This is a genomic window from Pedobacter frigiditerrae (genome assembly GCF_032678705.1).
GTDB classification, from domain to species: Bacteria; Bacteroidota; Bacteroidia; order Sphingobacteriales; family Sphingobacteriaceae; genus Pedobacter; species Pedobacter frigiditerrae_A.
Map to the genome: position 1 here is coordinate 2,562,531 of NZ_JAVTSS010000001.1, position 12,945 is coordinate 2,575,475.

At 34.3% G+C, this 12,945-nt stretch carries 12 protein-coding genes; 6 read left to right on the forward strand and 6 right to left on the reverse strand.

Going from position 1 to position 12,945, the window contains the following annotated elements:
* Nucleotides 1–6: 6 nt before the first annotated feature.
* Nucleotides 7–885, forward strand: a complete 879-nt coding sequence (locus R2Q59_RS10255; protein ID WP_316768493.1) for a 1-aminocyclopropane-1-carboxylate deaminase/D-cysteine desulfhydrase — start codon at nt 7–9, stop codon at nt 883–885.
* 1 nt (nt 886) lies between these two features.
* On the opposite strand, the gene R2Q59_RS10260 is transcribed toward R2Q59_RS10255, so the two are convergent.
* Nucleotides 887–1,078 (reverse strand): hypothetical protein, encoded by a 192-nt coding sequence (locus R2Q59_RS10260; RefSeq protein ID WP_316768495.1) that lies wholly within the window; start codon nt 1,076–1,078, stop codon nt 887–889.
* A 256-nt stretch (nt 1,079–1,334) separates the two neighbouring features.
* On the opposite strand from R2Q59_RS10260, the gene lat reads away from it, so the two are divergent.
* On the forward strand, nt 1,335–2,666 hold the full coding sequence (gene lat, locus R2Q59_RS10265) for an L-lysine 6-transaminase (protein ID WP_316785441.1): 1,332 nt from the start codon (nt 1,335–1,337) through the stop codon (nt 2,664–2,666).
* Between the two features lie 129 nt (nt 2,667–2,795).
* A complete protein-coding gene (locus R2Q59_RS10270) occupies nt 2,796–3,206 on the forward strand; it encodes a hypothetical protein (RefSeq protein WP_316768500.1) in 411 nt (136 codons plus the stop codon).
* 83 nt (nt 3,207–3,289) lie between these two features.
* On the opposite strand, the gene R2Q59_RS10275 is transcribed toward R2Q59_RS10270, so the two are convergent.
* The 5 genes from R2Q59_RS10275 to R2Q59_RS10295 form a co-directional block, all read right to left on the reverse strand.
* On the reverse strand, nt 3,290–5,167 hold the full coding sequence (locus tag R2Q59_RS10275; protein ID WP_316785442.1) for a redoxin family protein: 1,878 nt from the start codon (nt 5,165–5,167) through the stop codon (nt 3,290–3,292).
* A gap of 13 nt (nt 5,168–5,180) precedes the next feature.
* Nucleotides 5,181–6,542, reverse strand: coding sequence for an acyl-CoA dehydrogenase family protein (locus R2Q59_RS10280; RefSeq protein ID WP_316785443.1), 1,362 nt, complete (start codon nt 6,540–6,542; stop codon nt 5,181–5,183).
* A 69-nt stretch (nt 6,543–6,611) separates the two neighbouring features.
* Complete coding sequence (bshB1, locus tag R2Q59_RS10285) at nt 6,612–7,328, reverse strand: bacillithiol biosynthesis deacetylase BshB1 (protein ID WP_316768507.1); 717 nt, start codon at nt 7,326–7,328, stop codon at nt 6,612–6,614.
* 105 nt (nt 7,329–7,433) lie between these two features.
* Nucleotides 7,434–7,937, reverse strand: coding sequence for a glutathione peroxidase (locus R2Q59_RS10290; protein WP_316768509.1), 504 nt, complete (start codon nt 7,935–7,937; stop codon nt 7,434–7,436).
* A 3-nt stretch (nt 7,938–7,940) separates the two neighbouring features.
* Nucleotides 7,941–8,558: a DUF4294 domain-containing protein gene (locus R2Q59_RS10295; protein ID WP_316785444.1), complete on the reverse strand. Its 618-nt coding sequence runs from the start codon at nt 8,556–8,558 to the stop codon at nt 7,941–7,943.
* Nucleotides 8,559–8,668: 110 nt separating this feature from the next.
* Here R2Q59_RS10295 and R2Q59_RS10300 point away from each other — a divergent pair, with 110 nt between their 5' ends.
* The 3 genes from R2Q59_RS10300 (at nt 8,669) to R2Q59_RS10310 (ending at nt 12,862) form a co-directional block, all read left to right on the forward strand.
* A complete protein-coding gene (locus R2Q59_RS10300) occupies nt 8,669–10,882 on the forward strand; it encodes a bifunctional (p)ppGpp synthetase/guanosine-3',5'-bis(diphosphate) 3'-pyrophosphohydrolase (protein WP_316768513.1) in 2,214 nt (737 codons plus the stop codon).
* A 177-nt stretch (nt 10,883–11,059) separates the two neighbouring features.
* The gene (locus tag R2Q59_RS10305; protein WP_316768515.1) at nt 11,060–11,551 is read left to right on the forward strand and encodes a transcriptional repressor; all 492 of its coding nucleotides are present in this window, start codon (nt 11,060–11,062) and stop codon (nt 11,549–11,551) included.
* Between the two features lie 33 nt (nt 11,552–11,584).
* A complete protein-coding gene (locus R2Q59_RS10310) occupies nt 11,585–12,862 on the forward strand; it encodes an adenylosuccinate synthase (RefSeq protein ID WP_316768517.1) in 1,278 nt (425 codons plus the stop codon).
* The last annotated feature ends 83 nt before the right edge of the window (nt 12,863–12,945 follow it).

Consider the following 12,945-nt stretch of genomic DNA (forward strand, 5'->3'; position numbering starts at 1 on the left):
TGTTTAATGCAAATCTATAGTCCAATCCATCAAATCAATTTTCAATCGTTAAACCCAATTTGGGTTAAGCGTGATGATTTAATTGACCCTTATATTTCTGGAAATAAATGGCGGAAACTCAAATATATTTTAAAGGATGTAGTTGCTAAAGAAAAAACACATCTCATAAGTTTTGGCGGCGCATATTCTAATCACTTAGTGGCAACTGCCGCAGCTGCCTCAAGAAATAATTTGAAGGCAACAGCTTTTGTACGTGGCGAACAAGTAGAAAACGAAATGTTATTGCTTTGTAAGTTATTTGGGATGAGATTAATATTTACCGACAGAGAAAGTTATAAAAACAAGCAAAAACTATTTGATGAACATTTTGGCAATGACCATCAAGCCTATTTTATCGATGAAGGTGGTGCAAGTGAAGAGGCGACTTTAGGTTGTGCAGAAATTATAACAGAACTAACCGAAAATTACGACCACATTTTTTGTGCAGCAGGAACAGGAACAACAGCAGCAGGCTTGTTAAAGGGAATAAATCAAGCAGGCTTAAACACTCAATTAAATGTTATCCCAGTTTTAAAAGGTGGGGAATTTATTGAAAAAGAAATAAGCAAATACGAATCGGATTTAAATAAACTGAATTTACATACTGATTATCATTTCGGCGGTTACGCCAAAACAAAACCAGAACTCTTAAAATTCATTAAAATATTTTCTGCAGAAACTGGAATGCTAATAGACCCTGTTTATACCGCCAAAATGTTTTTTGCCATTAATGATTTATACAATAAAAACTTTTTTAAAAAAGAAGCCAGAATATTAGCTATCCACACCGGTGGATTACTTGGTATTTTAGGGATGAAAGATAAATTGAATGATGATTTGAAATAAGCTATGATGGCTTAACATTGATTGCCCTCATTTTATGATTTTCTGTCGTTACCTCAAAAGCAACCTCATCTAAAATCTCTACTTCGTGCGGGCAATCTGCTTTAGTAAAACCATATTCTATGTTGGTACTATTATCTTTAATATTGCCAATCCCTTTTGTCGAATTAAAACTAATCACTACTCCGTATCTCATAACCCTGTTTTTAAATGTTCAGTAAGGTAGTCATTATTAATTTGGTAAATTCTAAATTTTATCACCTCCAAAAAGCAGGATTTCAGATAAATTCAAGATTTAAGTTTTCCACATTTCTTAATTTATCATCAACTTTTTAGCAAAAACTAACTTTAGTTCATTTAAACCTAGTTTTTAGACTCAGAGTCTAAAAACAGCCTAAATTTGATAATTTGGCACATTTCATTACTTTTGAACAGACCAAAATGTATTACCTATGTATAAATTAAGTGTAGCACCCGACCAAGTAAACAAAACTTTACAACAACATATTTTAGCTGATGGTTTCGACCTCACCTATGATATGGAGAAAAGTAATGGAGCTTATATTTATGATTCGAAATATAACCGAAACCTATTAGACTTTTTTACTTGCTTTGCTTCTGTTCCATTGGGATATAATCATCCTAAAATGGTAAACGATGAAGCTTTTAAACATAATTTATTGTTAGCCGCAATGGCAAACCCTTCAAACTCTGATGTTTATACTCAACAATATGCAGAGTTTGTTAAAACATTTGGCCGAGTTGGAATACCTTCCTATTTACCCCATGCCTTTTTTATAGCTGGTGGTGCTTTAGCTGTAGAAAATGCAATTAAAGTAGCAATGGACTGGAAGGTTCAAAAGAATTTTGCCAAAGGTTATAAAGAAGAAAAGGGTTTCAAAGTACTTCACTTTGAAAGAGCTTTTCATGGCCGTACTGGCTACACTTTGAGTTTAACCAACACCTTACCAGATAAAACTAAATGGTATGCAAAATTCGATTGGCCAAGGGTTTCTATTCCTCAGGTTAAATTTCCATTAACTGGCAATAATTTGGCAACTGCCGAAGAAACCGAAACCTTATCAATAGCTCAAGTTAAACAGGCATTTGCTGAAAACAAAGATGAAATCTGTGCAATCATCATAGAACCAATACAATCTGAAGGCGGAGATAACCATTTACGTGAGGAGTTCTTAATTCAACTTCGCCAACTGGCTGATGAAAATGAGGCTTTTTTAATTTATGATGAAGTTCAAACTGGAGTTGGTTTAACTGGCAAGTTTTGGTGTCACCAACATTTTAGTGAAGAAGCTCGTCCGGATATTGTCGCCTTTGGCAAAAAAATGCAAATCTGCGGAATATTAGTTGGCAAAAAAGTAGAAGAAATAGAAACCAATGTGTTTAATATTCCTTCACGTATCAATTCTACTTGGGGTGGTAATTTAGTAGATATGGTTCGTTCAACGCAAATTCTAAACATTTTAGAAGAAGACAAATTGTGTGACAATGCTGCTGAAGTTGGCAATTATTTACAAAATCATTTACATCAATTAGCTCAAAAATATGATAAGATGAGTAATGTTCGTGGTCGTGGTTTAATGTGCGCTTTCGATTTTCCCACTAAGGATCTGCGTAATGCCTTTGTGCAAAAAGGGATGGAAAATAATGTTATGTTTTTGGGTTGTGGTAATCAGACTATTCGTTTCCGCCCTGCGTTATGCATAGAAAAAAAACATATCGATTTGGGAATGGAAGTGATGGAAAAGATTTTGCTAACACTTTAATTCTTTAGCCACAGATTCGCTGATTACAATCAAATTCATTGGTTAGTGTTCTCATCAACCAAAATAAAAATAGCTTAACTCCTTGGCTGGTGTTCTTACCAGCCAATATAAATCTATCTTAAATAAACAATGCGCATAAAAAAACAAAATATATTCATCCTCATCATCGTGTTTGTTATTATTGGATGGGTTTTTAAAGATATGTTTACACAACCTGGAATTGAAGATTTGAAAGGTGGTTTTAAGGAGTTGGCTACTTATCGCAATGACAATAATACCGGACCAATCCAAAGAATTTATGTAGTTACCGTTAAGGATACAAGCAATGCGCAATTCATTGATTACGGAAATTTGATGCCGCACAGTAAATATGGAAACACGAAAGTCTATTACTTTATGGAAGGAGTAAATGTACCAACAAGTCTTTCTCCAGGAGCAGTAAATTTCGATGTAAAATACAATTCATCTTGCTTTGCTCTTTATGAAAAAAGTGCAATGGGTAATTTTGGGTTAATTAAAAATCCATTCCATAGCCGTTAATTTTGGCCGCAGATTCGCAGATTATAAAAAATTAAATCTGCAAATCTGCAGCTTCTTTTGATCCTTTGTTTCATCAGCACCATTTATTGAGCTAACAAATCCTTAATTTCAAGCAATAATTTAGCTTCCATAATTGGACCTTCAAAACCCACTGTCTTGTACTGAATTTTACTAGATTTATCGATAATGAAAGTAGATGGAATAGTATTTACATTAAAAGCCTCGGCCAATTTGCGATCGTTATAATAAATAGGAAAAGTGAATTTATTATTGCTAACCCAGGTTATGGCATCTTGTAAACTATTTTTTGAACCAGAGTTCATAATCATAAATACAACATCCTTATTTTTAGCATATTGATTGTAAACCTTCTGCATATATGGAAATCCCTCAATGCATGGTACACACCAAGTTGCCCAAAAATCTAAAACCACAACTTTATCTTTGAAAACTGTAGGATCAACCAATTGACCTTTCATGTCATAAACATTTGAAAACATTGGGGCAGTGATGTTTAATTTTCCAGCCTGTAATTTAGGCAAATTAAGTTTTTCCCAATCCTGTTGCATCAATGTTAACTGCTCTTCAAAACCATCAAATTTGCCATTATAAGCTAAATAATTCTTTTTAAAAGAAGATAGTATGGCTGAATCTACAGGCATTTGTAAAAGAATTTTTCTATAGGCATCAAATGCTAATTTTGGTCGATTAGTTTGCTCATATAAGTAAGCAAGATTATTATATACAGCAATATTTTTTGAGAGTGCAATAGATTGATTTAATTTTTCTTCTGCTAAAGCATATTTCTTTTGTCTTACATAGATATTTCCAATTATTGATAATATTTCTCCTGTTTGCTGTTGAATTAAAGCAGGCTTATTAGCAACATAACCAGGAATGTAACCATATTCAGGAAAATACCTAATTACTCCGAATGGATATTCTTCAACCATCTTGAGAGACTTTTCAGCATACTTTAAGGCGGTATCTAATGCTAAATTGTTCTCTGCAAGTGTAAAAGCTAGCTCTTTAATTTCTTTTGGTAACCAAGGATTTTGAACAGCAGCTACGACCCTAGCATGTTGCAATGCTTTCTTCTCATTTTTTACTTTAGCATAATACTCAAATAACTTTTGATGAATCCCAGATAGTGTTGAACTTTCACCATTTGTAGTATAGGCTAACAATTGCTCTAATTTTTTAATCCGCTCTGTTTCAATTTTGGTTTTGTAGGCATCTTCATAAAGATATTCATAAGCAACTTCAGACTTTGGATATTTCTTTAAAAGCATCGCTTTTAAAGTGTCTATCCTTTTATTTTCTCCCATTATCAAATAACCCATTGTTACTTGATTAATGTTACCCATTTGCGTAGGATTTTCATTCAATTTATTCTCAATCAGCATCAAGGCTTCCTTTAAATATTTTTGGGCATTTGGCTTATCATCTGCCATTTTGTTCGCCAAGAGTTTTAGCTTGGCTGCGTAATTATTAGGATAAAGTGCTATTTCTTTCTCTATCAAATGATTAACCTTTATTTTTAAAGAATCAGATTTACCCATTTGAGTACTTAAACTATAAGATTTGTACAAATAAGTATCAAAAACTGGTTTACCATGTTTGTAAAAAATAAGTTCATAGTGGCTTTTGGCATCTGGCCGATAAGTACTATCACCTTGTTTAATATAGAATGAGGCATATTTTGCATATCTAGGCACCACAAAAGAAGTTTCCCAATGGTTACCATTTTGAATTAGCGGAATTGTATTAGCCATCTCAAAAAAGTTGCTGTAGCTAAATGTTAAAACAGGCCTTAATGTTAAGTTTTTAGATAAAAAACTGATGACAACCTTTTCTCCAATTTCAGGTTTGGCAGGTTTAATTTGTACCAATTCTTTTTGAGCCGAGCTGGTAAATCCGATAAATAAAAGGCAAACAAAGAAAGGATAACGTAAATTCATACTTTAAAAATAGTTAAACAAATGCAGAAAAACCAGTTATCGCTCTGCCAACAATTAGGGTATTAATTTCTTTTGTGCCTTCATAAGAGTAAATCGCTTCGGCATCTGCAACAAATCTCGCCACATCATATTCCAATAAAATACCATTTCCGCCCATCACCTCTCTTGCTCTACTTACCACATCACGAGTTCGCATAGAGCAAAATACTTTAGCTAAAGAAGCGTGTTCATCAGTTAATAAACCTTGGTCTTGCAGTTGCGATAATCTAAAACATAAAGTTTGCATCGCCGTTAAATTAGATAACATTTCTACCAAGTGATTTTGTATCAATTGAAACGAGGCTATTGGTCTGCCAAATTGTTTACGAGTTTGGGTGTACTTTAAGGCTGCTTCATAAGCTCCTCTTGCGCAACCAACTGCTTGCCAAGCAACACCAGCTCTGGTCATTTTTAAAACTTTAGCAGTGTCTTTAAATGAATTTGCATTTTGTAACCTGTCTTGCTCATCAACCTCACAATTGGTTAGTGTAATTAATCCATTTTGCACAATTCGAAGTGCCATCTTATCACGCATTTTTTCTACTGCAAAACCACGATTTCCTTTTCTAACGAGAAATCCTTTTACCTCATCGTCAGCTAAATCCCTTGCCCAAATTATAGTCACGTCAGCAAAGGGAGCATTTCCAATCCACTTTTTCTGACCATTTATAATCCATTTATTTCCTTGTCTTTTTGCCGTTGTACCCAAGCCACCAGCGGCACCAGAACCAACTTCAGGTTCCGTTAATCCAAAAGCACCAATCAATTTAAATTGTTGCATTGATGGTAACCATTCTTGCTTCTGTTCTTCAGAACCTAATAAATAGATAGAGCCCATTGCTAAGCCGCTTTGCACACCAAAAAATGTAGAAACTGAAGTATCTATTCTAGCCATTTCCATCGCCAAAATCCCCTCCATTAAATTTGACTTACCCGGACAACCATAACCCTGATAAGTTAAACCACAAATATTTAATTCGGCTAATTTTGGGATGATTTCAAATGGAAATTCGGCTTTATTCCAATAACGATTTACTAATGGCTTTACTTCCTTTTCTAAAACAGCCCTAACTTTAAGTTGCAATTCTCGATCATCATCCTTTAAGGCTTCATCACCTAGATGATAAAAATCACCCTCAATTGGAGGTAATTCCTTTTTCTTGCCATTGCCACCCATCATTTTCATCATCCCTGATAATTGCTTTTCATCCAACGACGAAATAGTCTCGACCATTTTTGGCAAGTCTACTTTTTTAGATAAAGCATCGAGCTGATTAAAATCAATATGCTTAAAAAGTTTGTAAGCGTTTTTAAGAGAAGAAAATATATTTGGCATAATTATTCGTTTTTAGAGTAACAAATAATTAGCCGCTTTGTTATAAAGCAGAGGTCAAAATGAAACTATTTAAAGTAAATTGAAAAGGTTATCAACCCCTAATAATTTCCTTGAAGTAAAACCTTCGCCATATTTAGCGCCAATATTCTTTCCGAACTCTCTAGCCCTAGCAATTACCGAATCAAAAAACTCAGGAGTGGAAATATACGTTTGAGGCTCACTTGTATCACTACTAGCAAACTGGGTTTTAAAGGCTTTTATAGATTCTATTTTTTTGTCCATAAAATCTGTAATATCAATTATAACTTCTGGCTTGATGTATCTATCTTGAATGTATTGCAAAACTAATCTTGGTCGCCAAGCTTCTTGATTTACCCCATCAACCTCAGTTTCAATCCTTCTTAAGCCTGATAGAAAAATAGCATCATTTGCTAAATCTCCAGCCCTACCGTGATCCGGATGACGATCATGCAAAGCATTGGTTAAGATAATTTCTGGTTGGTATTTGCGAACCATCTTTACAATTTCTAATTGATGCTCTTCATCATTTTTGAAAAAACCATCTCTAAACCTTAAGTTTTCACGAGCGTGTAAACCCAAGATTTGAGCAGAATCTGCAGCTTCCAAATCACGAGTTTCGGCTGTGCCTCGTGTACCTAATTCGCCTCGCGTAAAATCTATAATTCCTACTTTTTTACCTAAGGCAATATGTTTTAAAATTGTTCCAGAACAGCCTAATTCGGCATCATCTGGGTGTACAGCCAATACAAGTATATCTAATTTCATCTATATTAATTTTGAATGAGTGATTTTCGAATGATTGAATATTTGCTATTTTGTGTTTCATTCCATCATTCCTTCATTCTATCATTCTTTCATTCTATTATTCAATTATTTTTCATCCAGCAGGCGCTGAATTTTCTTTTTTACTTTTGAAGAACTTGGTTTTGTAAAGGGATAAAAATAATCTACTACTTCTCCTTTTTTATCGATGATGTATTTATGAAAATTCCATCTTGGTGAGGAACTTACATGGCCATTCAATTTTTTATCACTCAAAAATTTAAATAATGGATGAGCTAATTCTCCCCTAACCATTGTTTTTTCGAACATGGGAAATTGAACTCCAAAGTTAACTTCGCAAAATTCATTAATTGCTGCACCATCCAAAGGTTCTTGCCCACCAAAGTCGTTTGATGGAAATCCTAAAATTTCAAATCCCTTATCTGCATATTCATCTCTTAATTCTTGGAGCTCTTTCAATTGTGGCGTAAACCCGCAGCCTGATGCAGTGTTCACAATCATTACAACTTTGCCATTAAAATCAGACAAGTTCTTTTCCTTTCCACTTAGCAACTTAGCTTTAAATGGATATATCGTTTGGTTAGAATTCATATATTATTGGTAGTAACCAGAATTGACAATGATAGATTCAATATCCCTGTCTTCTGTGGCACTATAGGTGGTTTTTAAGTTATGACCTACAACCCTTGCCACCAGTTGGTACGAGAACGCAGCAAAGCCACCTTTTGTTTGCTTAACAATGTCAAAAGTTGTTCTGCCTACTTCTCTATCAATTAATTTGGTTAATATCTGACCTTGAGTAATGGTCAGTTCTTTAATTTCGGTATTGAACATTTTTTTGATCTCATTATCACATTCTTTTACCAATTTTTTTTGCGTTTTTTTATCATCAACCAAAGCTAAATCACGCTCTAGTTTTTCGTAGCGCCTTTTGGCATATAACGCATAGGGCATTACCTTTAACACATTATACCTTAACCTATTAAAAGCAGCTTGGTCTGCTGCCGAACGCCAAATACGCTGCCCCATAATTTTAACCTCTTGCAAAGCAATCCAAGGAATCATGTAACCGCCATCATTGGTAGCTGCAACTCGAATGGTATCATTTTTACCCAAAACAGGCCAAATAACATTCTCGGTTGTTCCTTGAGCTTTTGCGCCCATAGATGCAAGAATGACAAATAACAGAATAAAGAGACGAGAATATTTCATAAATTTATGCCTGTACAAAGTTATAGCTATTTTTATATATTCGTTTTAACTATAAATCGAATATAATCTTTTATAGTTAAAAATACTAAAAATTTACCTAGAAAACACAAATGAAGAACACTTTAGTAATTGATATAGAGGCAGAAAAGCAAGAAATCTTAAAAAGGTATCGGGCACTTTTACGTGCGTCTAAATCTACATTACAAAAAGGAGATAAAAAGGAAATTAGAAAAGCATTTGAGATGGCATTAGAAAGCCATCAAGATATGCGCAGAAAATCTGGAGAGCCTTACATTTATCATCCTATTGCCGTTGCACAAATTGCCGCTGAAGAGATTGGTTTGGGAACCACATCAATTGTATGCGCCTTATTACATGATGTGGTTGAAGATACGGACATCACATTGGAAGATATTGAGCGTGAATTCGGAAAAAAAACAGCAAAAATTATTGATGGGTTAACCAAGATTTCTGGAGTTTTTGACTACAACAGTTCCTTACAAGCTGAAAATTTCAGAAAGATGCTGCTTACACTGGCAGATGATGTTCGTGTAATCTTAATCAAACTTGCCGATCGCTTGCATAACATGCGTACGATGGATTTTATGCCTAGGCATAAACAACTGAAAATTGCATCAGAAACCATTTATTTATATGCTCCTCTAGCTCACAGATTAGGTTTGTATGCCATTAAATCTGAATTGGAAGATTTATCGATGAAGTATTTGGAGCCAGATACTTATAAATTTATCGCTACCCAACTAAATGAGAAAAAAGCAGAGCGAAATTCATTTATTAAGGCCTTTGTTGAACCAGTAAATGAAATTTTAGCAGAACAGGGTTTAGTAGCGAATATTTTTGGCCGCCCAAAATCCATCCATTCGATATGGAATAAAATGAAAAAGAAGAACATTCCTTTTGATGAGGTTTATGATCTTTTTGCAATTAGGGTTATTTTAGATAGTGCTCCAGAACACGAAAAAGCAGATTGCTGGAAAGCATATTCAATAGTCACTGACCTATATCGACCAAATCCCGATCGTTTAAGAGATTGGGTTTCATCACCAAAAGGAAATGGTTACGAATCACTGCATACCACTGTAATGGGACCAAAAGGGCAATGGGTTGAAGTTCAAATTCGTACACAAAGGATGAATGAGATTGCTGAAAAAGGTTTTGCAGCACATTGGAAATACAAAGAATCGAGTAACGATAACGGTTTAGATCAATGGATCCAGAAAGTAAGGGAAATGCTCAGCAATCCTGAAGCAAATGCATTAGACTTTTTGGATGATTTTAAAATGAACCTTTTCTCTGATGAGATTTTCATTTTTACGCCAAAAGGTGCATTATTACAATTGCCTTTGGGTGCAACCGCTTTAGATTTTGCTTTTGAAATACATACCGATGTTGGAGCTAGATGTATTGGTGCCAAGGTAAATCATAAACTGGTTCCGCTTTCTCATAAATTGCAGAATGGCGATCAGGTTGAAATTATTACCTCAGGCAAGCAAGTTCCAAAAGAAGATTGGCTAAACATTGTTGTTACCGCTAAGGCTAAGTCTAAAATAAAATCATCTCTAAAAGAAGAAAAGCGAAAAGTAGCAGAAAATGGGAAGGAAACTTTAGAAAGAAAGCTCAAATCTTTAAAAATCACGTATAACACCGATAACCTAAATAAGCTTACTTATTACTTCAAGCTTCAATCAAATCAAGACCTTTTTATCGCAGTAGCGAATGGAAAAATTGAATTGAAGGATTTAAAGGAATATTTATCAAGTGAAAAGGAAATAGAAAATCGTGGCAATGATTTTAAACCTGACAATAAAAATGTTGAGGCCTTATTAAATAAGGTTAAAGGACCAGGCTCAGATACGTTATTAATTGGTGAGGATTTACAAAAAATAGACTACACATTGGCTGCTTGTTGTAACCCTATCCCTGGGGATGATGTTTTTGGCTTCGTAACGGTAAGTGAAGGAATAAAAATTCACCGAACAAATTGTCCCAATGCAGCACAGCTGATGGCAAACTACGGCTATAGAATTGTAAAAGCGAAATGGAATGGCCAACAAGAACTTACTTTCTTAACAGGATTACATATTATAGGAATAGATGATGTTGGATTAATTAACAACATTACCAAAGTGATCTCAAACGATTTTAAAGTTAACATGCGTTCTATAACTGTAGATACCAATGATGGAATTTTTGATGGCTCGATTATGATTTTTGTTAACGATAAAGAGCATTTGGATAACCTAATTAAGAATTTATTGGAAGTAAAAGGCGTAACTGGTGTAACAAGATTTGATGCAAAGTAGAATTAGCAGTTCACTATTTTCAATTGAGAGTTTCAATTTGCACAATAACAATTTAGCAATACAACAATTAAACAATAAGAAGTAATCAACAATCTTTACATTTTGTTAATTATTAATCGGTGTAATCATTTTAATCGGTGTAATCATTTACCTACCTTTGGAGAGGAGTTTAAAACTATGTCTGAACAGAATACTAGTGAGTTGGTTAGAAAAATATTTGAAGCCTATCTCGAAAATAAAAACTTAAGAAAAACCCCTGAGCGTTTTGCCATTCTGGAAGAGATTTATTCTAGAAATGACCATTTTGATGTGGAGACTCTTTATATCCACATGAAAAATCAAAAATATCGCGTTAGCAGGGCAACAGTTTACAATACCTTAGAATTGTTGGTTTCATGTGATTTAGTTACTAAACATCAGTTTGGTAAAAATATGGCACAATTCGAAAAATCTTATGGTTACCACCAACATGACCATGTTATTTGTATTGATTGTGGTAAAGTGGTAGAATTTTGCGACCCACGTATCCATCAAATTCAAAGTATGGTTGGCGATTTATTAAAATTCGACATTAAACATCATTCCCTAAATATGTATGGAGTCTGTTTTGATTGTAGCGCAGCCGCTACTATTAAATCTGTCGCTTCACAAAAACAAAATACAAACTAATCATCCAATATAAATATATTCTAATTTAAAATAATGACGCAAGTAGACGTACTACTAGGCCTACAATGGGGCGACGAAGGTAAAGGTAAAATTGTTGACGTATTAAGTCCACAATATGATATGATAGCACGTTTCCAAGGTGGTCCAAATGCTGGTCACACTTTAGAGTTCGATGGCAAAAAATTTGTACTTAACACTATCCCTTCTGGAATTTTTAATGAAAACATCATGAACCTAATTGGTAATGGTGTTGTTATTGATCCAATTATTTTAAAAAGAGAATTAGATAATTTAAAAAAAGCTGGACATGATCCGGTAGCAACTGGTAAATTGGTAATTGCTCGTAAAGCACATTTAATTTTACCTACTCACCAACTACTTGATGCTGCAAATGAACAAAAAATGGGCGCTGGTAAAATCGGTTCTACTTTAAAAGGTATTGGTCCAACTTATATGGACAAAACTGGCCGTAACGGTTTACGTGTTGGCGATACAACCTTGCCAGATTTTAAAGCTCGTTATACCAAGTTAGTAGAAAAACATAAAGAAATTCTTTCTCACTATGAGTTTGAATATGATTTAACTGAAAAAGAAGCTGCATTTTTTGAAGCTATAGAATTTATAAAAAACATTCCTCACGTAGATAGTGAACACTTTGTAAATGGTTACTTAAAAGCTGGCAAAAAAGTTTTAGCAGAAGGCGCTCAAGGAACTTTATTAGATGTTGACTTTGGTTCTTACCCTTTTGTTACCTCATCGAATACCACGACTGCAGGTGCTTGTACTGGTTTAGGTATTGCTCCTAATAAAGTCGGTGATGTTTTCGGGATTTTTAAAGCTTATTGTACTCGTGTTGGTGGTGGTCCGTTCCCTACTGAACTTGACAATGAGGTGGGGGAAAATCTTCGTCAAATTGGTCATGAGTTTGGTGCTACTACAGGTAGAGCTCGCAGATGCGGATGGATTGACTTGCCTGCTTTGAAATATGCTATCATGTTAAATGGCGTAACAGAGTTGATCATGATGAAAGCAGACGTATTGGATGGTTTTGATACCATTTATGCTTGTACACATTATGAGCACAATGGCGAAACAATTGATTACATGCCTTATGACATCATTTCTATTGAGCCTAAACCAGTTTTAAAAGCTATTGAAGGCTGGAAAACAGATTTAACAGGTATTAGATCAATTGAACAAGTGCCTAGCCAACTGGCTGATTATATTGCTTTCTTAGAAAAAGAACTAGAAGTGCCGATAAAATATCTTTCTGTTGGGCCTGACAGGACACAGACTTTAACTTTAAAATAATATAAATATCCCCTTGAAAAAACAAGGGGATTTATTTTATCTAATGAGTTTTAATCTTAGTAGGATTAATCATTATATCTTTT